Source organism: Pseudonocardia aurantiaca, assembly GCF_039526725.1.
Lineage (GTDB): Bacteria > Actinomycetota > Actinomycetes > Mycobacteriales > Pseudonocardiaceae > Pseudonocardia > Pseudonocardia aurantiaca.
In genome coordinates, this window is the sequence record NZ_BAAAJG010000002.1 from 401,510 (window position 1) to 422,582 (window position 21,073).

The 21,073-nt window shown below is 72.6% G+C and carries 18 protein-coding genes; 14 read left to right on the forward strand and 4 right to left on the reverse strand.

Annotated features, from left to right (window positions below; all coding sequences use genetic code 11):
* Window positions 1-70: 70 nt before the first annotated feature.
* Window positions 71-1,207, forward strand: a complete 1,137-nt coding sequence (locus ABD143_RS03915; protein WP_343971290.1) for an epoxide hydrolase family protein — start codon at window positions 71-73, stop codon at window positions 1,205-1,207.
* 83 nt (window positions 1,208-1,290) lie between these two features.
* Complete coding sequence (locus ABD143_RS03920) at window positions 1,291-1,857, forward strand: hypothetical protein (RefSeq protein WP_343971293.1); 567 nt, start codon at window positions 1,291-1,293, stop codon at window positions 1,855-1,857.
* Between the two features lie 13 nt (window positions 1,858-1,870).
* Here ABD143_RS03920 and ABD143_RS03925 read toward each other — a convergent pair whose 3' ends face one another.
* Entirely contained in the window at window positions 1,871-2,491 is a 621-nt protein-coding gene (locus ABD143_RS03925; protein ID WP_343971296.1) for a helix-turn-helix domain-containing protein, read from the reverse strand.
* 124 nt (window positions 2,492-2,615) lie between these two features.
* Between ABD143_RS03925 and ABD143_RS03930 the strand changes: the two genes are divergently transcribed.
* Window positions 2,616-3,512 (forward strand): EamA family transporter, encoded by an 897-nt coding sequence (locus ABD143_RS03930; protein WP_343971299.1) that lies wholly within the window; start codon window positions 2,616-2,618, stop codon window positions 3,510-3,512.
* 9 nt (window positions 3,513-3,521) lie between these two features.
* Here ABD143_RS03930 and ABD143_RS03935 read toward each other — a convergent pair whose 3' ends face one another.
* Complete coding sequence (locus ABD143_RS03935) at window positions 3,522-5,180, reverse strand: dolichyl-phosphate-mannose--protein mannosyltransferase (RefSeq protein WP_343971302.1); 1,659 nt, start codon at window positions 5,178-5,180, stop codon at window positions 3,522-3,524.
* Window positions 5,181-5,331: 151 nt separating this feature from the next.
* Here ABD143_RS03935 and rsmI point away from each other — a divergent pair, with 151 nt between their 5' ends.
* Together rsmI and ABD143_RS03945 are read left to right on the forward strand one after the other, a co-directional pair.
* A complete protein-coding gene (rsmI, locus tag ABD143_RS03940) occupies window positions 5,332-6,183 on the forward strand; it encodes a 16S rRNA (cytidine(1402)-2'-O)-methyltransferase (protein ID WP_343971305.1) in 852 nt (283 codons plus the stop codon).
* 69 nt (window positions 6,184-6,252) lie between these two features.
* Window positions 6,253-7,026, forward strand: a complete 774-nt coding sequence (locus ABD143_RS03945) for a hypothetical protein (RefSeq protein ID WP_343971308.1) — start codon at window positions 6,253-6,255, stop codon at window positions 7,024-7,026.
* Window positions 7,027-7,074: 48 nt separating this feature from the next.
* Here ABD143_RS03945 and ABD143_RS03950 read toward each other — a convergent pair whose 3' ends face one another.
* Window positions 7,075-8,271 carry a cation:proton antiporter gene (locus tag ABD143_RS03950; protein ID WP_343971311.1) on the reverse strand — a complete coding sequence of 399 codons (1,197 nt, stop codon included), beginning with the start codon at window positions 8,269-8,271 and terminating at the stop codon, window positions 7,075-7,077.
* A gap of 6 nt (window positions 8,272-8,277) precedes the next feature.
* Window positions 8,278-8,754 (reverse strand): cation:proton antiporter regulatory subunit, encoded by a 477-nt coding sequence (locus ABD143_RS03955; RefSeq protein ID WP_343971314.1) that lies wholly within the window; start codon window positions 8,752-8,754, stop codon window positions 8,278-8,280.
* Window positions 8,755-8,795: 41 nt separating this feature from the next.
* On the opposite strand from ABD143_RS03955, the gene ABD143_RS03960 reads away from it, so the two are divergent.
* The 9 genes from ABD143_RS03960 (at window position 8,796) to ABD143_RS04000 (ending at window position 21,059) form a co-directional block, all read left to right on the forward strand.
* The gene (locus tag ABD143_RS03960) at window positions 8,796-9,350 is read left to right on the forward strand and encodes a Uma2 family endonuclease (protein WP_343971318.1); all 555 of its coding nucleotides are present in this window, start codon (window positions 8,796-8,798) and stop codon (window positions 9,348-9,350) included.
* Window positions 9,351-9,384: 34 nt separating this feature from the next.
* Window positions 9,385-11,178: a methionine--tRNA ligase gene (gene metG / locus ABD143_RS03965; protein ID WP_343971321.1), complete on the forward strand. Its 1,794-nt coding sequence runs from the start codon at window positions 9,385-9,387 to the stop codon at window positions 11,176-11,178.
* 70 nt (window positions 11,179-11,248) lie between these two features.
* Window positions 11,249-12,094 carry a TatD family hydrolase gene (locus ABD143_RS03970; RefSeq protein ID WP_343971646.1) on the forward strand — a complete coding sequence of 282 codons (846 nt, stop codon included), beginning with the start codon at window positions 11,249-11,251 and terminating at the stop codon, window positions 12,092-12,094.
* A 327-nt stretch (window positions 12,095-12,421) separates the two neighbouring features.
* Window positions 12,422-15,085, forward strand: coding sequence for a transglycosylase family protein (locus tag ABD143_RS03975; RefSeq protein WP_343971325.1), 2,664 nt, complete (start codon window positions 12,422-12,424; stop codon window positions 15,083-15,085).
* A gap of 82 nt (window positions 15,086-15,167) precedes the next feature.
* The gene (gene rsmA / locus ABD143_RS03980; protein WP_343971649.1) at window positions 15,168-15,974 is read left to right on the forward strand and encodes a 16S rRNA (adenine(1518)-N(6)/adenine(1519)-N(6))-dimethyltransferase RsmA; all 807 of its coding nucleotides are present in this window, start codon (window positions 15,168-15,170) and stop codon (window positions 15,972-15,974) included.
* A 78-nt stretch (window positions 15,975-16,052) separates the two neighbouring features.
* Complete coding sequence (locus tag ABD143_RS03985; protein ID WP_343971328.1) at window positions 16,053-16,619, forward strand: PadR family transcriptional regulator; 567 nt, start codon at window positions 16,053-16,055, stop codon at window positions 16,617-16,619.
* Complete coding sequence (locus tag ABD143_RS03990; RefSeq protein WP_343971331.1) at window positions 16,601-18,130, forward strand: DHA2 family efflux MFS transporter permease subunit; 1,530 nt, start codon at window positions 16,601-16,603, stop codon at window positions 18,128-18,130. The genes ABD143_RS03985 and ABD143_RS03990 overlap by 19 nt, the downstream gene beginning before the upstream one ends.
* Window positions 18,131-18,285: 155 nt before the next feature.
* Window positions 18,286-19,257, forward strand: coding sequence for a 4-(cytidine 5'-diphospho)-2-C-methyl-D-erythritol kinase (locus tag ABD143_RS03995; protein WP_343971334.1), 972 nt, complete (start codon window positions 18,286-18,288; stop codon window positions 19,255-19,257).
* Entirely contained in the window at window positions 19,254-21,059 is a 1,806-nt protein-coding gene (locus tag ABD143_RS04000; protein ID WP_343971337.1) for an ABC-F family ATP-binding cassette domain-containing protein, read from the forward strand. Before ABD143_RS03995 ends, ABD143_RS04000 begins: the two co-directional genes overlap by 4 nt.
* Window positions 21,060-21,073: the final 14 nt, after the last annotated feature.

Below are 21,073 nucleotides of genomic sequence, written 5' to 3' on the forward strand. Positions count from 1 at the left end.
AGAAATAGACGGCGAAATCGGTGAAAGTACAGGAACGAACCGTGCCGGTACTCCTCATAGCGTAGCCATCATGACCAGCACGCAGACGCTCTCAGTTCGCCCCTTCGAGGTCTCGATCCCGCAGGCCGACCTCGACGACCTGCAGCACCGGCTCGAGATCACCCGGTTCGCGACCCCGGCCCCCGGCGACGACTGGAAGTACGGCACCCCGGTCGGCTACCTGCGGGACATGGTCGAGTACTGGCGCACCTCGTTCGACTGGCGCGCGCAGGAGGAGCGGATGAACCGCTTTCCGCAGTTCCACACCGAAGTGGACGGCCAGACCGTCCACTTCATCCACGTGCGCTCAGCAGTCGAGAACGCAACGCCGATCGTGCTCACGCACACCTACCCCGGCTCGTTCGTCGACTTCCTCGACGTGATCGGCCCGCTCACCGACCCCGAGGCCCACGGCGGTCGGGCCGAGGACGCGTTCCACGTGGTGGTCCCCACCCTGCCCGGCTTCGGGTTCAGCACGCCCCTGTCCGAGGGCAAGTGGACGATGGCTCGGGTCGCGCGGACCTGGGACGCCCTGATGCGGGGGCTCGGGTACGACTCCTACGCCGCGCACGGCAGCGACGGCGGGGCGATGGTCTCGCGCGAGCTGGCGATCCTGAACCCGCCCGGGTTCCTCGGCGCCCACGTGCTCCAGCTGTTCTCCTTCCCCTCGGGTGACCCTGCGGAGTTCGAGCGCATGACGCCGGACGACTACGCGGCGCTGGAATTCGCGGGCTGGTTCCAGACCGTCAACGGCTACGCCCTGATGAACGCCGCGCGGCCGCAGACGATCGCCGCGGCGCTGTCGGACTCGCCGGTCGGCCAGCTCGCCTACAACGAGCTGTTCGAGAACTTCGGCAACGGAACGAGCCTGGTCAGCCGTGACCAGGTGCTGACGCAGGTGACGCTGTACTGGCTGACCAACACCTCCGCGACCGTGGTGCGCTACCACTTCGCGGAGCGGTCGTCGGCCCCGGTGGTGAACAACGGTCCGATCGGGGTGACGGTCTTCGCCGACGACTTCCGCTCGATGCGGCCGTTCGCCGAGCGCGACAACACCGACATCGTCTCCTGGACCGAGCGCCCGCGCGGCGGCCACTTCGCGGCCATGGAGGTGCCGGACGACCTCGTCGAGGAGATCCGTGCCTTCTACGCCGGCCGCCGTTCCTGACGAGGGTCCTGACGCAGCGGGAGCCCGTCACCCGGACGTGTTCCACCCAACAGGGTGATCGGCGGTGGGGCAGGATGCGCGCCGTGAGAAGACTCCGCCGGGTGGCGCTCCTCGGCGTCCTGACCGTGATCGTCGGGCTGTTCGCGGCACTCGCAGTCGCCGACCCGTTCCACCTCCGCCACGCGCGCTGGTTCACCGCTGCCCTCGTGCTGCTGGGGATCCTGCTGTTCACTGCGGCTCTCGCCGTCGCCGTGGGGCGGGGGATCCTGCGGGTGCTGGTGCTGATGGTCGGTGCTGTGGCTGCGCTCGGATGGTGCGCGCTGATCGGGGTCGCAACCCAGCTCACGTCCCCGAGCACCGAAGTCTCCCAGTCCGCCGACGGCGGCCGGCGACTCGTCGTGCTGGAGGGCTCGGCGACGGCGATCGATCCGGTCTTCGCCGTGGTCGTGCGGAACGGGACCGGGCCGTTCGAGCAGGAGACCGTCGTCTTCCAGGGCGTCGAGGCCGCCCCCGCACCGACCGCGCGGTTCGTCGACGGCAACACGGTCGAGGTACGTCTACCCGGCGGGTGCCTCTACCGCTCGGAGGTGGAGGCCGTGACCCTCGCGGTCGATCCGGTGCACCGGCCCCTGCGCGCCGACGGCTGCTGACGCCTCGCGCAGGTCACGAGAGCGGGATCTCGGCCTCGGCGATCGCGGTCGGTGGCACCAGACCCGCGTCGCCGGGCTGGAGCACCACCATCACGAACCGCACCGGCACCTCGCCCTCGCCGGAGTAGCGGTGTGGGGCGTGCGCCTGGAACAACACGGTGTCGCCGGTGTCGAGATGCTCCTCGGTCTTCCCGACGCGTAGGCCGAGCCGCCCCGACAGCACCGACAGCACCTCCTGCGTGCCCATCGGGTGCGCCTCGCCGTCGAATGCGTCGCCGGGCTGGAGGGTCCAGTCCCACAGCTCGACGACGTCGGGCGGGTCGGTGCCGATGCGGAACACGGCGTTGCTGCCGGAGGCGCTGCTCCACAGGGTCGCGGCTTCGGCGCCCCGTCGGACGACCAGGCGTGGCTCGGCGTCGCCGTCCACCAGCGACGCGACGCCGACGCGCAGCGCGGCCGCGAGCCCGACCAGCGTGGCGATGCTCGGGTTGCCGCGTGCGGTCTCGATCTGGATCACGGTGCCGCGGCTGACGCCCGCCGCTGCGGCCAGCGCGTCGATCGTCATCCGGCGCTGCTGGCGCAGGGCCCGCACGTTGCGGCCGACTGCCGTGGCGACGTCCTCGGGGGACTGCATGCGGACAGTCTGCCGTACTTCCTCGGCTACTCAGTTGTACTTCATGCGCAGCGCGGTTAACGTCCAGTCTGTTGGCCTTCCCAGTCGGATCCACTGCACTTTCGAGCTGCTGAACTGAGGTCGTATGTCCGTCCCCGTCGCGCTGCCTGCCGCGCTCGCCTACGGCGTCGCCGACTTCACGGGCGGTCTCGCCGCCCGGCGCGCTCCCGTCCTCGTGGTCACGGCGGCGGCTCAGGCCACGGGCCTGGTGTCGCTGGTGCCCGTCGTCTGGCTGGTGACGGGCACTCCGTCGGCCGCCGCGTTCGGCTACGGGGCGCTGGCCGGGATCGCCGGCGCGGCGGGCCTGCTGCTCTACCTGCGGGCGCTCGCCGTCGGGCCGATGGGGGTGGTCGCGCCCCTCTCGGCGGTGGTCGGCGCGGGGCTGCCGCTCGCGGTCGGACTCGCAGGCGGGGAGCGGCTCGGCCCGGTCACTGTGCTCGCGATCGTCGTCGCGATGGCGGCGATCCTGCTCGCCACCGCGGGCACCCGCAGCGATGCCGCGGCCAGCACGGGGCTGCTGCTCGGCCTCGGTGCAGGCGTCGGGTTCGGGCTCTTCTTCGTCGGGCTCGACGCCACGCCGTCCGGCTCGGGACTCTGGCCGCTGCTGGCCGGCCGCGTCGCCTCGGTGGCGCTGCTGACGGCGCTCGTGCTGCGGCACCGGCTCCCGCTGCGGTTCGGCGCCCGCCAGGCCGTGCGGGAGCCGGTCGCGCCGGCCGCGCCGGTGGCCGCTCCCGAGGCGGCACGGAGGTCCTCGCCGACGCTGCTGATACTGGTGTCCGGTGTGCTCGACACCGCGGCCAACGTGCTGTTCCTGCTGGCCGCGCGGCTCAGCGACCTGGGTGTGACCGCCGTGGTGGTGTCGCTCTATCCGGTGGTGGTCGTGCTGCTCGCCCGCCTGGTGCTCGGCGAGCGTCTCACCAGGATGCAGCTGACGAGCGCAGCCCTCGCCCTGGTTGCGAGCGCACTGCTCGCGGCGGGGTAGCAGGCCTTCTCAGGCCCGCCAGGACGGCAGCCAGAGCTGCATGTTCCACATGTCCTGGGTGATGGGCTGACCCACGAGGATCGGCCAGAGCCACAGGAAGTTCGCGACGACCAGCCCCACCCACAGCCCGACGACCAGCAGCCCGGTCTGGCGGCGTTCGCGCGCGGCGTGGGCGGGGCCGAGGATCTCGCCCATCAACAGCACGGTGGCGAGCACGAGGAACGGCGCCACCGGCGCCATGTAGAAGTAGTACATCTGGCGCTCGATGTTGGCGAACCACGGGAGGATGCCCGCGCCGTACCCGACGAGCACGGCGCCGTAGCGCCAGTCGAACCGCGTGAACGTGCGCCAGAGCGCGAACGCCAGCACGACGAGCGCAGGCCACCACAACGCGGGCGTGCCGATCAGCATCACCGCGCTGACGCAGTCGGGGCCCCCACAGCCGGTGACGCCTTCGCCGGAGGCGTAGTAGTAGAGCATCGGCCGCAGGCCCATCGGCCAGGTCCACGGCTTGGACTCCCACGGGTGCATGCCGCTCGCCGCGGTGGTGAGCCCGGCGTGGAAGTCCAGGACGTGGCCGCTGTAGTACCAGAGCGAGCGCAGCGCGTCGGGCAGGAATGCCCACGGCCCGCCGGTGCCGACGTCGATGCCGACGACGTGCCGGTCGATCGCGGTCTCGCTCCGGAACCACCCCCACCAGGAGAAGAGGTACGCGAGCACCGGCACGAGCGCGAGCGCCCACAGAGCGGGCCCGAGGTCGCGGCGGACCGTGCCCACCCACGGCCGTTCGACGCCGGACGCACGCCGGGCCGTGGCGTCCCAGAACACCGCGAGCACGGCGAACGCGGCTAGCCAGTACACGCCCGACCACTTGACCGCGCAGCCCAGCCCGAGCAGCACGCCGGTAGCAAGCCGCCACCACCGCACCCCCAGCCGGGGCCCGAACGGGGTGTCGCCGATACGGCCCTCCGCGACAACCCTGGCCATGCGGGCCCGCACGTCGTCGCGGTCGCAGACGAGGGTGGCGAAGGCCGCCAGCACGAAGAACGCGGCGAAGGCGTCGAGCATCCCCATGCGGGACTGCACGTGGGACAGGCCGTCGCAGATGAGCAGCACACCCGCGATCGCGCCCAGCAGCGTGGAGCGGGTGAGCCTGCGCGCGACGCGGATCACCAGCAGCACGGTCAACGTGCCGGCGAGCGCGGCGGCCGCGCGCCAGCCGAACCCGTCGTAGCCGAAGAGCATCTCCCCGAGCGCGATGAGCTGCTTGCCCAGCGGCGGGTGGACGACGAGCTCGTAGCCGGGGTTGTCCTCCACACCGCCGTTGCGCAGCATCTGCCACGCCTGCGGCACGTAGTGTTTCTCGTCGAAGACGGGGGTGCCGCCGTCGGTCGGGTAGCCGAGGCCTGCGAACCGGACCGCGCCCGCCACCAGCGTGAGCACAGCCGTGACGATCCAGCCGCGTAGCCGGTCGCTCGGTGGCGGCGGGCCGAGCCGGGCGGCCGGGTCGAGCGGGTGCTGCACGGGTGGTGGCCGCTCGCCCAGCAGCGGGTTGCCGGTGGTGGGAGCTTCGTCCGCGGCTGTACGGGTGGCTGCGCCATGCCGCGAGCCCGCGACGGTGCGGGAGGCCACGGCCCGAATCCAGGGTCGTGGAAGCGAGGTCGTCATGCCCGCCTCCGACGCCCAGGCGGCGCCTCGCGGCGTTGTCGTCGTCGCCGATACAACAGCGGTATCGCCTCCTCCTCCGCCTTGCGACGCATCCGCCTGGACGCCGGATCCGAGCATGGAACCCCGCTTCCACGACCCTAGGCTGTGCCCCGTGAGCCGCGAGTCACGAGATGGTCTGCTGGTGCTCGCGGCGACCCCGCTCGGCGATGCCAAGGACGCCTCCGCCCGCCTGATCGACGCCCTCGCCACAGCGGACGTCGTCGCCGCCGAGGACACCCGGCGGCTGCGCTGGCTCGCCGCCGCGCTGGGCGTCACCGTCAGCGGGCGGGTCATCAGCCACTACGACGCCGTGGAGGCCGCGCGCCTGCCCGGCCTTCTTGAGGACGTCCGGGCCGGGCGCACCGTGCTCGTGGTGACCGACGCCGGGATGCCGGCGGTGTCCGACCCCGGATACCGGCTGGTGGCTGCCGCCGCGGCCGAGGGGCTCCCGGTCACGTGCCTGCCGGGGCCGTCCGCGGTGACGACCGCGCTCGTGCTCTCCGGCCTGCCCGTCGAGCGCTTCTGCTTCGAGGGGTTCGCGCCGCGCCGTGGCGGCGAGCGGCGCCGCTGGCTGGAGACGCTCGTGGCCGAGCCGCGGGCCGTCGTGTTCTTCGAGTCGCCGCACCGGCTCGCCGAGACGCTCGCGGACGCCGTCGACGTGCTCGGTGCCGAGCGTGCGGCGGCGGTATGCCGGGAGCTGACCAAGACGCACGAGGAGGTGCTCCGCGGCCCGCTGTCCGAGCTGGCCGCGTGGGCCGAGGAGAAGGACCGGGTGCGGGGCGAGATCACGGTGGTGCTCGCCGGGGCCGCACCCACGGCCGCGCCGAGTGTCGAGTCGCTGGTCGGGGCGGTCGAGGAGCGCGTGGCGGACGGGGAGCGCCTCAAGGACGCGGTGGCCGCGGTGGCGACGGCGGCGGGCGTTCCGAAGCGTGAGCTGTACGCGGCGGCGCTCGCCCATCGATGATCGCCTTGGTCGTCAAGTCGGTTCCTGCCGTTCTTTGACCGTTCAACCGCTGCCGCGACGATCACCCCTATGACCGCTCCGGGTGGCCGGGGCTCCGGCAGGCGGGTTCTCAGCTGGCTCCTCGCGGTCGTGCTGCTGGGTGTGGTCGTCTGGGTGGTGGTGGCACCGCCGGGCGCCGACGATCCCGCGCCGCCGCCGGTGACCACGGTGAGAGGCGTGATCGGGTCGGAGAAGCTCGCGTTCTTCGGCGACCCGCGGGTGCAGGAGGTGTTCCGGGCCAACGGCCTCGACGTCCGCGTCGACCCGGCCGGCTCCCGCCAGATCGCCACCACTGTGAAGCTCGACGGCTACGACTTCGCCTTCCCGTCGAGCTCGCCAGCGGCGGACAAGCTGCTGGCCGGGCATCCGGCGGCGCGGACCTACGCCCCGTTCTCCTCGCCGATGGCGGTGGCGACGTTCGCCCCGGTCGTCGACCTGCTCACCGAGGCCGGCGTGGTCGTGCCCGGCTCCTCGACCTTCGACGTGCGCCGCTACCTGGAGATCGCCGCGGCCGGCACGCGATGGGACCAGCTGCCCGGCAACACCGCATTCCCCGCGCGCAAGGACGTGCTGCTCTCGACAACGGCGCCGTGCCAGTCGAACTCCGCCGCCATGTACCTCGGCATCACCTCCTACGTGGCCAACGCCGACACGGTGGTCGCCGACGCGGCAGCGACCACTGCGGTGCTGCCCGCCGTGCAGCCGCTCTTCCGTGACCAGGGCTACCTACCGCCCTCCACCGAGGTTCTCTTCGCCAGCGACCGGCGCAGCGCCCCGATGCGCCGCCGCCACGGAGAGCCCTGACCGTCAGGTGTGCGTGATGGTGAGCCCGTAGCCGACGACCTGCGTTGCTCAGTTGCCGGCGGAGGGTGCGGGGGCCGCGGACGGGCGCTTCGAACGCACCCAGCGGGCCGTCGGCTCCACCATCCGCGCGGCCACCGGCCCGATGACGGCCATGAGCAGAACGTAGGTGGTGGCGAGAGCGGCGAGCTGTTCGTCGACCGCCGCATTGCCGACGGCGAGCCCGGCGATGACGATGGAGAACTCGCCCCGCGCGACGAGCGCCGCGCCTGCCCGGGCCTGGCCGAGGGGCCCGATGCCCGCGCGCCGGGCGGCCCACCACCCGGTGCCGAGCTTCGTGAGCGTGGTGGACAGCGCGAGGACGATCGCCCACGCCAGCACCGGCGGGATCGTCGCCGGGTCGGTGTTGAGGCCGAAGACCACGAAGAACACCGCGGCGAACAGGTCGCGCAGCGGCTCGAGCAGCTTGGTGGCGTTCTCGGCGGTCGAGCCCGAGATCGCGATGCCGAGCAGGAAGGCCCCGACGGCGGCCGAGACCTGCATCGCCGACGCGAACCCGGCCACCAGCAGCGCGAGGCCCAGCACCTTGAGGAGGAAGACCTCGCGGTCGGGGGAGTCGACGAGCGCGGAGACGAACCGGCCGTAGCGCAGCGCCACGAGGAGCACGACGGCCAGCACGGCGACCGACACACCGACGGCCGTGAGCCCGCCGACGAGGCTGACGCCGATGAGCACGGCCGTGAGGATCGGCAGGTAGACCGCCATCACGAGGTCCTCGAACACGAGGATCGACAGCACGACCGGGGTCTCCCGGTTGCCGAGGCGGCCGAGGTCGGAGAGGACCTTCGCGATGATCCCCGACGACGAGATGTAGGTGACCCCGCCCATCACCAGCGCCCCGACGGGGCCCCAGCCCAGCAGCAGCGCCACGGCCACGCCGGGCGCGGCGTTGAGGACGATGTCGAGGAGTCCCGCCGTCCACGAGCGTTTGAGCCCGGTGACGAGCTCCGTGGCCGAGTACTCCAGGCCCAGCAGGAGCAGCAGCAGCACGACGCCGACCTCGCCTGCGAGCGTCGTGAAGCCCTCGATGCCTGAGAGCGGGATGACCCCGCCCGTGCCGAAGAACAGCCCGCCGAGCAGGTAGAGCGGGATGGGGGAGAGGCCGATCCGACCGGCGAGGCGGCCGAGCAGGCCCAATGTGAAGAAGACGGCGCCGAGCTCGATCAGCTCCAGCGCGGTGTGGTCCACGCCGCGTCAGCCTCGCTTAAGGATCTTGACAGCGTTGTCGAGCCCCTCCGACGTGCCGACGGTGACCATGAGGTCGCCGGCGGTCAGGGTGAAGTCCGGTGTGGGGCTCGGGTGCACCTGGCCCGCGCGCATCACGGCGACGACGGAGACGCCGGTGCGGGTGCGCAGCGCCGTGTCGCCCAGCGTGCGCCCGTCGAACGGGGTGCCGACCGGGATCTGGCGCGTGTGGATGCCGGGGAGGTCGCGGTGCTCCTCGGTGAGCTGCGCGACGAGCTGAGGGGCGCCGAGCAGGTTGGCCAGCGCCCCGGCCTCCTCGGTGGTGAGCGGGATCTCGGCGAGGCAGGCGTCGGGGTCGTCGGACTTCGAGATGATCAGCTCGATCTTGCCGTCCCGGTGGGTGACGACGCCGATGCGCCGCCCGTTGCGGAGAGCGAAATCCTTCCGCACCCCGATCCCGGGCAGGGGCGTGACCTCAACGTTCACGGCTTTCACGGTAGTCGATCGGCTCCCGGTACCCTCTGGCCATGCGGGTCGTGATGCTCGACGCACCCCAGGAGCTGCTCGACGAGCGGCGCCGGCTGGGTCAAGACGTCCGTGATGAGATGTGGGACGGGGTACTGCACATGGTTCCGCCCCCTGGCGATCCGCACCAGGAGTTCGGCATCGAGTTCATGCTCGTCGTCGGACCGATCGCCAAACGTCTCGGGCTGCTCCCGCGTTACGAGACCGGGCTGTTCCGCACGGACACCGACTACCGTGTCCCTGACCAGATGTTCTGCCGTCCCGAGCAGCGGTCGAAGCGCGGGGCCGAGGGTGCCGACGTCGTTCTCGAGATCCGGTCCAAGGACGACGAGACCTACGCGAAGATCGACTTCTACAGTGAGCGCGGTGTCCGGGAGATGCTCGTGGCGCACCCGGAGGAGGGGCGCGTCGAGCTTCTCCGTTCCGTCGGCGGTCGCCTGATTCCGATGCAGCCCGGCCCCGACGGCGAGCACACCTCCGAGGTGCTCGGGATCGCGCTGCGCACCGTCGACGGCAAGCTGGAGATCACATGGGACGGCGGCTCGGCCGTCGTCTGAAACCCGGCTGCGGCCGGGGCTTAGGCTGGTGAGCATGAGTTCCCACGTGCTGACCGCCGTGGCCTGGCCTTACGCCAACGGCCCGCGGCACATCGGCCACGTCTCCGGCATCGGTGTGCCCTCCGACGTGTTCTCCCGCTACCAGCGGATGGCCGGCAACCGGGTGCTCATGGTCTCCGGCAGCGACGAGCACGGCACCCCGATCCTGGTGCAGGCCGAGAAGGAAGGCCTCACGCCCCAGCAGACGGTCGACAAGTACCACCGCGTGATCGCTGAGGACCTGCGCGGGCTCGGCGTCACCTACGACCTCTACACCCGCACCACCACGGGCAACCACGCCGACGTGGTGCAGCAGATCTTCCTGGCCCTGCACCGCAACGGCTACGTGATCCCGAAGACCACCACCGGCGCGATCAGCCCGTCGACCGGGCGCACGCTGCCGGACCGGTACGTCGAGGGCACGTGCCCGATCTGCGGCTACGACGGGGCGCGCGGCGATCAGTGCGACAACTGCGGCAACCAGCTGGACGCGGCCGAGCTGATCAACCCGCATTCGCGGATCAACGGCGAGGTGCCGAAGTTCGTCGAGACCGAGCACCTCTTTCTCGACCTGCCCGCTTTCACCGAGTCGCTGGGCAAGTGGCTGTCCACCAAAACGGGGTGGCGGCCCAACGTCCTGAACTTCACGCGGAACCTCGTCGACGACATGCGGCCGCGGCCGATCACCCGCGACCTCGACTGGGGCGTCACGATCCCGCTCGACGGGTGGCGTGACCAGCCGCTCAAGAAGTTCTACGTGTGGTTCGACGCGGTGATCGGCTACTTCTCGGCGAGTGTCGAGTGGGCGCGGCGCACCGGTGACCCGGACGCCTGGAAGGCGTGGTGGAACGACCCATCGGCCGAGATCGTGCATTTCATGGGCAAGGACAACATCACGTTCCACGCCCAGATCTGGCCCGCGCTGCTGCTCGGCCACAACGGCCAGGGCGACCACGGCGGCGAGCCCGGGCCCTACGGCGTGCTGAACCTGCCCACGGAGATCGCGTCGAGCGAGTTCCTCACGATGAGCGGGTCGAAGTTCTCCACCTCCCGCGGCACCGTGATCTACCTGCACGACTTCCTGCGCGAGTTCGGCCCGGACAGCCTGCGGTACTTCATCTCCGCGGCCGGGCCGGAGACGCAGGACGTCGACTTCACGTGGGACGAGTTCGTTCGGCGGGTCAACTTCGAGCTGGCCAACGAGTGGGGCAACCTCGTCAACCGGTCGATCTCGATGGCGCACAAGAACAACGGCGCGATCCCGCGCCCCGCCTCTCCGGCGGCGGCCGACGCCGAGCTGCTCGCGCTGTCGCGTGCCGCGTTCGACACGGTCGGCGCGCACCTGCAGCGCTCGCGGTTCCGCGCCGGCATCAGCGAGGCCATGCGCGTCGTCTCTGCGGCCAACCGGTACCTGTCGGAGCAGGAGCCGTGGAAACTGAAGGACGACCCCGGCCGCCGCGACGCCGTGCTGCACACGGCCCTGCAGGTGGTGCAGGACGCCAACACGCTGCTCACGCCGTTCCTGCCGCACGCGGCGCAGAAGGTGCACGAGGCGCTGGGCGGCACTGGCGTCTGGGCGTCGCAGCCCGACCTGTTCGACGTGCCCGACCTGGACATTCCCGGCCGGATCAACCCGATCCTCAGCGGGGACTACACGCGGGAGCAGGCGCGCTGGGAGTCCACGCCGATCGAGGTGGGCCGCCCGCTCGCCAAGCCGACGCCGATCTTCCCCAAGCTCGACCCCGAGCTCGGTGAGACCGGCCCGGAGTGGGCCCCGATCGTCCCGTGAGCGAGCTTGTGAGCGAACAGCCGACACAGCACATGCGCGAAGCGACTCCCGACCGCAGCGAGGGCGTGCACTGAGCGCCGGGAACGGGCGGCGGGAGCGTCCTCCCGCCCCCGACCCGCTGCCCGTCCCCACCGTCGACGCGCACACGCACCTCGACGCCTGCGGCTGCGTCGACGCCGCGGACGTCGCGGCGGCGATGGACCGGGCGGCGGCCGTCGGCGTCACGCGGGCCGTCACCGTGGCCGACGACCTCCCCGCGGCCCGGTGGGCGGTGCGGGCCGCGCACTGGGACGACCGGGTGGTCGCCGCCGTCGCGCTGCACCCCACACGCACGGCGGCCGTCACCGAGGACGACCACGCCGAGATCGAGCAGCTCGCCCGCGACCCGCGTGTGGTCGCGGTGGGGGAGACCGGCCTCGACTACTTCTGGGACTATTCGCCGCCCGCCGCGCAGCAGGAGTCTTTCCGCAGGCACATCGACCTCGCCAAGCGCATCGGCAAGCCGCTGATGATCCACGACCGGGACGCCCACGACGACGTGCTGCGCATCCTCCACGAGGAGCGCCCGCCGGAGACCGTCGTCTTCCACTGCTTCTCCGGTGACGCCGCCATGGCTCGCGAATGCGCGGACGCCGGCTTCGTCCTGTCCTTCGCCGGTCCGATCACGTTCCGTAATGCCCGAGCTCTCCAGGAGGCGGCCGTCGTCGTGCCGGAGGAGCAGTTGCTCGTGGAGACCGATGCCCCGTTCCTGACCCCGCACCCGCACCGCGGCCGCGCCAACGAGCCGTACTGCCTGCCGTGGACCGTGCGCGCTCTCGCTGCTCTACGCGGCATTACAGACGAACGTCTGGCGTCGGTCGCCGGACGAAACGCCGAGCGGGTTTTCCGGTTCGGCGAGCTGCCACCAGTCGCGTAACCGGCCACGCCGGGCGGCGGACCGGGCTCGTTCGCCGTAGCGGGTAGGCCGTTCGGCGAGGACCGTGCGTCGTCACTCGGATACGACGCTCACTACCCGTTACGGTTCCGTGATCGCTAAAGCCGGGGTGGGGAAACGCTCCCCAGCACCGCGGTCACGGTGGTTCGGCTCGCTCCCCGAACTCACGCCTCCGGGCCACCGTGACCGTGGTCCTCCTCCCCTGCCCGGTCCGACGAGGTCTGGAACCCAGTGGTCGACGTCCCTACGCGCGCTCGGCATCGCGCCGTGCGTGCACGCGTCGGTCGGGCAGAGCCCCCGATCGACGCCGTGGCGACGCCGGACGACCCGTACGCAGACTGGTACGGCGGCGGAGACACCGGCGCGGGGCTGGCGACGTCGGCGATCGACCTGGTCGCGCCCGTCGTCGAGCACGAGCCGCGGCGCCGGTCGGCAGCGCCGAAGCCGCCGAAGCCGCCGAAGCCGCCGAAGCAGCCCAAGCGGTCGAAGCGGCCCGATGAGCCGGCGCCCGCGAGCGCCGCGGACGGGCCGGGTGATCCGTACGCGGCGTGGTACGGGGAGCCCGATCCGCCGACCGTCGTCCCGGTCACGCCGTCCGCCCCGCCGAGCCGGTCGGACTCGTCCCGCGCATCGGCGTTCCACCAGCGGCCGATCGTCACGCGGCCCGCGGACGCCTCGGCCGACGACGCCTCGGCCGACCCGATGACCGGCCCGCTCCCCGCCGTCGACGCGGCACGTCCGGGCCTGGACGCGCCAGGGCTGCCCACCACGAGCCGGCCGCCCGCCCCCCGGGCCCGCCCCGGGAGTGACCGGACCGGAGCCCTGCCGGCGTATGACGCCCCCGAGAGCACGGGCACGTACACCACCCGGGGCACCGGGTCCCACCGCAGCGCTGGTGCCGATCGAACGGGCGCCGCGCCCGCCGCCGCCGGTAACGCGGGCACCGGCGCGTACCGGACTCCGACCGGCCGGACGGGTGTGCAGCCTGCGGCCGCCACCGCCACCGCTACTGCGGCTCCGGCCGTCGGAGCTCCGAACGGCACTGGCATTCCGAACGGCACTGGCACTCCGAACCGCACTGGCACTCCGAACGGCACTGGCACTCCGAACGGCACTGGCACTCCGAACCGCACTGGCACTCCGAACCGCACTGGCACTCCGAACGGCACTGGCACTCCCAACGGCACGGGCACCTACCGCCAGGCCGGGGTCGACCGGACCGGTGCGCTCCGCCCGCCGGCGGCGTCCGAACCCACTGGCGCCCACCGTGTCCGGACGGCTGCCGCCGGTACCGCAGCGACTCCCGCGGTCGGGGCCCCGGACGCGACCGGCACCCACAGGCGAGCCCGCACCAACCGCACCGGCGCCCTCCCGGCGACGGCTCCCACCACCGGCGCCGCTCCCGATCCCACCGGCACCCACCGGCGGGCCGGGGCCCAGCGGACCGGTGCCGTTCCGGCTGCCACCGCTACCGGTACTGGCACCCACCGTCGCTCGCGCGAGACCGGCACAGCCTCCGGATCCGAGGCGACGGCGCGCACCGCGGCCGTCACCGCAACGGGCACCGCCGCCGTCACCGCAACGCGCATTGCAGCCCGCACCGCAACCGTCAGCGCCCCGTCGATCGCCGAGCGCACCGGCACCATCGAGCGGATCGAGGAGGCCCTTACCGGCCCGATCCCGACCGTCGACGGGATCGACCCGCTCACCCAGCCCTTCGCCGCCGTCACGGCGCCGGTCGGGGTGCTCGCCCCGCCCGCTCCCGCCCCTGCAGAGGCGGAGCCCGAGGCCGAACCGGCACGCCGCCGCGCCGACCCGCCCGCCCCGCGCCGGTCGCGCCGGGCGGCGACCGCCACCCCGCCCCGGCGCACAGCGCTGCGGGCGGTGGTCCTGGCGATGATCCTCGTGCTGGTCGGCGGCGGTGGGAGCGCGCTCGCCATGGACAAGGCGATCACGATCACCGTGGACGGTCAGGACCGCACTCTGCACACGTTCGCGAGCACCGTCGAGTCGGCGCTGGCGGCGGCCGGGATCGCACCGACCGCCCGCGACAAGGTGGAGCCCGCGCTCCCCACCGAACTCGTCGACGGCGACCACGTCATCTTCAGCCGGGCCCGCAAGCTCACCCTCGTCGAGGGCAGCTCGGAACGGGAGCTGTGGACCTCCGCGGCATCGATCGGCGAAGCGCTCCAGATGGTCGGGGTCGAGGCCGCGCCCATCCAGATGTCGATGTCCCCGGACGCGGACATCCCGCTCGACGGCGCCTCGCTCGAGCTGCGGGTGCCGCGCAACGTCACGCTCACCGACGGCACCGCCGCGCGGACCCCGCTCACGACGATGTCCGGCACGGTCGGCGGGCTGCTCGCCGAGCAGGGCATTCACCTCGGGCCTGACGACGTCGCCATTCCGTCCGGCGACACCCCGCTCACCGAGGCCATGTCGGTGCAGGTGGTGCGCAACGGTGTCGGTGAGGTCGTGGAGACCCGCCCGATCCCGCCGCCGGAGCAGCTGATCGAGGACCCCGATCTGCCGCGGGGGGACCGCGTGGTCGTCGAGCGGGGCAAGCCGGGTGAGCAGACTGCGATCATGCGTGTCTACGTGCAGAACGGCCAGGAGGTTCGGCGCGAGCAGGTGCGGGCCGGAGGCATGACACCTCCGACGCCCCGTGTGGTGCGCGTCGGAACCAACGACGACATCCCGAGCGCGCCCACGGTCGCCGACGGCAGCGTGTGGGACCGGCTCGCAAACTGCGAGGCCACCGGGAACTGGGCGATCAACTCCGGCAACGGCTACTACGGCGGCCTCCAGTTCGACGCCGGCACCTGGCGGGCCTACGGCGGCACCGACTACGCCCCGCTGCCGCACCAGGCCAGCCGGGAGGAGCAGATCGCGGTGGCGTCGAAGGTCCGCGACGACCGCGGCGGCTACGGTGCCTGGCCCGCCTGCTCTCGCAAGCTCAGCCTGCCCCAGTGACCGGCGCGCCATCGGCACCGGGCACCCTCCCGGGGTGACGGACGAGCGGTCGCGGTTGCTCGGTCCCGCCGAGGTGCGGGCCATGGCAGCAGAGCTTGGCCTGCGCCCCACCAAGCGGCTGGGCCAGAACTTCGTGCACGACCCGAACACGGTGCGGCGCATCGTGCGGGCCGCCGAGCTGACGCCGGACGACGTCGTGGTCGAGGTCGGCCCCGGCCTCGGCTCCCTGACGCTGGCGCTCCTGCCGGCCGTGCGCGCCGTGCACGCGGTGGAGATCGACCCGGTGCTGGCCGACCGGCTGCCCGTCACCGCCGCCGACCGGGCCCCAGAGCTGGCCGCCCGCCTCTCCGTCACCGCCGCCGACGCGCTGCGCGTGCGGGCGAGCGACCTCCCCACGCCCGAACCGACGGCGATCGTGGCCAACCTGCCCTACAACGTCGGGGTGCCGGTGGTGCTGCACCTGCTGGCCGAGCTGCCCGGGATCCGGCGGGGGCTGGTGATGGTGCAGTCCGAGGTGGCCGAGCGGCTCGCCGCCGCGCCCGGCAGCAAGGCATACGGGGTGCCCAGCGCGAAGCTGGCCTGGTTCGCGGCCGCCCGCCGGGCCGGGCCCGTGCCGCGGGCGGTGTTCTGGCCCGTGCCGAACGTCGACTCCGGGCTGCTGGCCTTCGACCGGCGCGACCCGCCGCCCGGCGACCGCATCGAGGTGTTCACGCTGATCGACGCGGCGTTCGCGCAGCGCCGCAAGGCCCTGCGCTCGGCGCTGTCGGGCTGGGCGGGCTCGCCGGCCGCGGCGGAGGAGGCTCTGCGCGCGGTCGGAATCTCGCCGCTGGAGCGCGCCGAGCAGCTCGACGTCACCGCGTTCGCCCGCCTGGCCGCCGCCCGCCCGTAGCCGCCGTCCGCGGCGGTTCCACATGTATTATTCCGTGCGGAATAACCCCACTGGAACGATCAGAGCGGAGTGGTGCGTGTGGCGGCGGTACTGACGCCGCTCGCGACCAGCATCCTCGCGATGGTGTGCGAGCGGCCGATGCATCCCTACGAGATGTACCGGCTGATGATGGATCGGTTCGAGGACCGGGTCGTCAAGGTGCGTCCGGGCTCGCTTTACCACTCTGTTGCCCGGCTGGCAGCCGACGGGCTGGTCGAGGCGATCGGCACCGACCGCGAGGGCGGGCGTCCCGAGCGCACCACGTACCGTGTCACCGACGCCGGGCGCGTCGCGATGCAGGAGTGGATCCGCGGCGTGCTCGCCAAGCCGGTCAACGAGTTCCCCCGGTTCCCGGTCGCCCTCGGCGAGGCGCACAACTTGCCGCGCGCAGAGGCGATCGAGCTGCTCACGGCACGTATTCGCCACATCGAGGCGGAGCTCGCCGAGGTGGAGCCGGCCCTCGCACACGGGGCGACCAACACCGCTGAGGCCTACCTGCTGGACGGGAACTACCTCGTGGAGATGTTGCGGGCCGAGCTGAGCTGGCTGCGGCGGCTCGTGGCTCGGCTGGAGACCAAGGAGCTGGGATGGCCACTCGACGACTGACCGATACGGCTGCCGAGGCCGCGCCGCCCAGCCCGTGGCCCGCGCTGTGGGCGCTGGTGGTCGGGTTCTTCATGATCCTGGTGGACTCGACGATCGTCTCCGTCGCCACGCCCGCGATCATGGCCGGGCTCGGTGCCGGCGTGGACTCGGTCGTGTGGGTCACGAGCGCCTACCTGCTGGCCTACGCGGTGCCGCTGCTGATCACCGGCCGGCTGGGTGACCGGTTCGGACCGCGCCGCGTCTATCTCGCCGGGCTGGCCGTCTTCACGCTGGCGTCCTTGTGGTGCGGCCTGACCGACAGCATCGGCGAGCTCGTCACGGCGCGGGTCCTGCAGGGCCTCGGCGCGTCGCTGATGACCCCGCAGACGATGGCCGTGATCACGCGGACCTTCCCGGCCGAGAGCCGGGGCAAGGCGATGAGCCTGTGGGGCGCCACCGCCGGGGTGGCCACGCTCGTCGGGCCGATCCTGGGCGGAGTGCTCGTCGACAGCCTCGGCTGGGAGTGGATCTTCATCGTCAACGTGCCGGTCGGCGTGGTCGGCTTCGTGCTGGCGGCCCGGCTGGTTCCCGAGCTCCCGACCCACGTCCGCCGCTTCGATCTGCTCGGTGTGGCGCTGAGCGCGATCGGCATGTTCCTGCTGGTCTTCGGCATCCAGGAGGGACAGACCTACGACTGGGGGACGATCACCGGCCCGATCTCCGTGTGGTCGCTGATCGTCGCAGGCCTGGTGGTGATGGCGGGCTTCCTGTTCTGGCAGGCGCGCACCCGTGGAGAGCCGCTGGTGACACTTGCTCTGTTCCGCGACCGGAACTTCAGTCTCGCCAACGTCGCGATCACCACGGTCGGTTTCGCGGTCACCGCGATGACGTTCCCGATCATCTTCTACGCGCAGGGCGTACTCGGGATGACCCCGACCGGTTCGGCGCTGCTGCTCGCGCCGATGGCGGTCGTCTCCGGGGGGCTCGCGCCGATCGTGGGCGGGTGGACCGACCGTGTGCACCCGAGCTGGATCGCCGGTATCGGGATGGTGTGCTTCCCGGCGGCGTTGCTGTGGCTCGCGGCGATCATGGGGCCGGCCACGCCGGTCTGGCAGCTGTTGCTTCCGGTCGCGCTGTTGGGGGTGGCCAACGGGTTCGTGTGGGCTCCGATCGCCACCACGGCGACGCGGAACCTGCCTCCCTCGAACGCCGGTGGCGGCGCCGGCATCTACAACACGACCCGCCAGATCGGCGCGGTGCTGGGCAGTGCGGGGATCGCGGCGCTGATCGAGTCGCGGCTCGCCGCGAACCTGCCGGCATCTTCCGCCGGCGGGAGTTCGGAGGTCGGCGTGTCGCAGCTTCCGGAGGCGCTGCACGCCGGCTTCGCGACGGCGATGGGGCAGGCCCTGGTGTTGCCTGCCGTGGTGCTGCTGATCGGGCTGGTGGCGGTGCTGTTGTTCGCGCGGCCGCGGCACCTGAGCCGCCCGTTGCCCGCCGAGACGGCAGCGCCGGTCCTGCCGGCCGCCAGCTGACCAGGCGCCGGGTTCGTGGCCTGCGGCGGCTACGGTGCCTGGCCCGCCTGCTCTCGCAAGCTCAGCCTGCCCCGGTGACCGGCGCGCCATCGGCACCGGGAACCCTCCCGGGGCGCGGGCCGCGGGCGTCCGGCTCGCGCACGTAGGGTTGTCGGGTGCTCGCTGCCGTTCCACCACCGGTCACCGTGCGCGTGCCCGCAAAGATCAACTTGCACCTGGCCGTCGGACCGCTCCGGGAGGACGGTTACCACGACCTGGTCACCATCTTCCACGCGGTGAGCCTGTTCGACGAGGTGTCGGTCGCCGCGAGTGACGCGCCGGGCATCGAGGTGTACGGCGAGGGCGTGTCGGAGGTGCCCGCCGACGAGACGAACCTGGCGTGGCGCGCCGTGCAGCTCCTCGCCGACCGGGCCGACCGCGACCCGGACGTGCGGCTCGTGCTGCGCAAGGGCATCCCGGTCGCGGGCGGGATGGCGGGTGGCAGCGCCGACGCGGCGGCTGCCCTGGTCGGGCTCTCCTCGCTGTGGAAGCTCGACCTCAGCCGCGACGAGCTCTCGGGACTCGCCGCCGAGCTGGGCAGCGACGTCACCTTCGCGCTCTACGGCGGCACCGCTCTCGGTACCGGGCGCGGCGAACAGATCGTGCCGGTGCTCGCGCGGCACACCCAGCACTGGGTGATCGCCCTGCACCGCGGCGGCCTTTCCACACCGAGCGTCTTCCGCGAACTGGACCACCTGCGCGGCGACAGCGCACCCACCGAGCGGCCGGTCGAGCCGGTGCTGGAGGCGCTCGCCGGTGGCGACCCCCGCCAGCTGGCGCTCAGCCTCGGCAACGACCTGCAGGCGGCCGCCGTCAGCATGGCCCCCGACCTGCGCCGCACGCTGCGTGCGGGCGTCGGGGCCGGGGCGCTGGCCGGGCTCATCTCCGGATCGGGGCCGACCTGCGCCTTCCTGTGCTCGAGCGCCGAGGCCGCCATCGACGTCGCGGCTGAGCTGGCCGGCGTCGGGGTCTGCCGCACGGTACGCGTGGCGCACGGCCCGGTGCCCGGAGCCCGGGTCGTCGACCAGCACGAACCGCCGGGAAGCCCGTCGGGCCCGCCCACCTCCTGGCCCCCGGTGCGTGCATGATGGCGCCCCGCGGATCGGCCCAGAACCTGGTCAACCTCGAGTCCGTCACCGCGCACGTGCCGGGCGACGCGTCGCGGGTGCTGCTCGACGCCGTCTCCCTCGGTGTGGAGCGCGGCGAGCGGGTGGGCGTCGTCGGGCTCAACGGCGGCGGCAAGACCACCCTCCTCGACATCATCACCGGCGTCCGCGAGCCCGACGGCGGGCGCGTCTCCCGGGTCGGCGGGCTCAACCTCGCCCACCTCGTGCAGGGCGACGCCCTCCCCGCGGGCGCGCGGGTCCGTGACGTCGTCCTCGCCGCGTGGGACGGGGCGGCAGAGCACGAGTGGGCGTCGGACGCCAAGGTCCGCGACGTGCTCGACGGGCTGGGCATCGGCGACCTCGACCGCTCCGTCGAAGGTCTGTCCGGCGGGGAGAAGCGGCGCGTAGCCCTCGCGGCGGCACTCGTCGGCGAACCCGACCTCGTCGTGCTGGACGAGCCCACCAACCACCTGGACGTCGAGGGCATCAGCTGGCTCGCCGAGCACCTGCTGTCCCGCCGGTGCGGGGTCGTGGTCGTGACGCACGACCGCTGGTTCCTCGACGCGGTCTGCACCCGCACCTGGGAGGTCGCGAACGGGCGGGTGGAGAGCTACCTGGGCGGCTATGCCGACTGGGTCTACGCGCGCGCCGAACGTGCCCGGCAGTCCGACGCCGCCGAGGCCCGTCGGCAGAACCTGGCCCGCAAGGAGCTCGCCTGGCTGCGCCGCGGGGCGCCGGCCCGGACGTCGAAGCCGCGGTTCCGCATCGAGGCCGCCGAGGCACTCATCGCGGACGTGCCGCCGCCGCGCAACAGCGTCGAGCTGCTCGGGTTCGCCACCAACCGGCTCGGGCGCACGGTGCTGGAGCTGGAGGACGCCACGGCGGTCGTCGCGGCGCGCACCCTGCTGGACCGCGTGACCTGGCGGATCGGCCCGGGCGACCGGATCGGCATCGTCGGCGTCAACGGCTCCGGCAAGACCACGCTCCTGCGCACGCTGAGCGGAGAGCGCCCGCTCGACGGCGGCCGGCTCGTCCGCGGGCGGACGGTCCAGCTCGCGCAGCTCAGCCAGGAGCTGATCGACCTGCCGCGCGACCTGCGGGTGCTGGAGGCCGTCGAGCAGGTCTCGAAGTACGTGCGGCTCGGGAAGACGGAGCTGTCGGCGTCGCAGGTGCTGGAACGCCTGGGCTTTCCGGCGTCCCGGCAGTGGACGCCCGTCGGCGACCTGTCCGGCGGCGAGCGCCGCCGGCTGCAGCTCACCCGCCTGCTGATGACCGAGCCCAACGTCCTGCTGCTCGACGAGCCCACCAACGACCTCGACGTCGACACCCTCTCGCGGCTGGAGGACCTGCTCGACGGGTGGCCGGGCACGCTCGTCGTCGTCAGCCACGACCGGTACCTCGTCGAGCGGGCGTGTGACACGGTTGTCGCGCTGCTCGGCGACGGCGGGATCACCCACCTTCCCGGCGGGATCGAGGAGTACCTGCAGCGACGCGCGAGCGGGTCCGCTCAGGTCAACGGCCTCACCGCGACCGCCGCGCCGGCACAGCCGAAGCCCGCGTCGAATGCGGCGGAGCAGCGCGCGGCGCGCAAGGAGGCCTCGCGCCTGGAACGGCGGATGGAGACGCTCGCGGTGAAGGAGGAGCGGCTGCACGAGCAGCTCGCGGAGGCCGCGACCGAACCGGCGCGGCTCATGGAGCTGGACCGTGAGCTGAAGGCCGTGGTGGCCGAGCGGGAGGCCGCGGAGTTGGACTGGCTAGCCGCTGCGGAGCTGGCCGAGTCGTAGTACTCGTCGCAAGA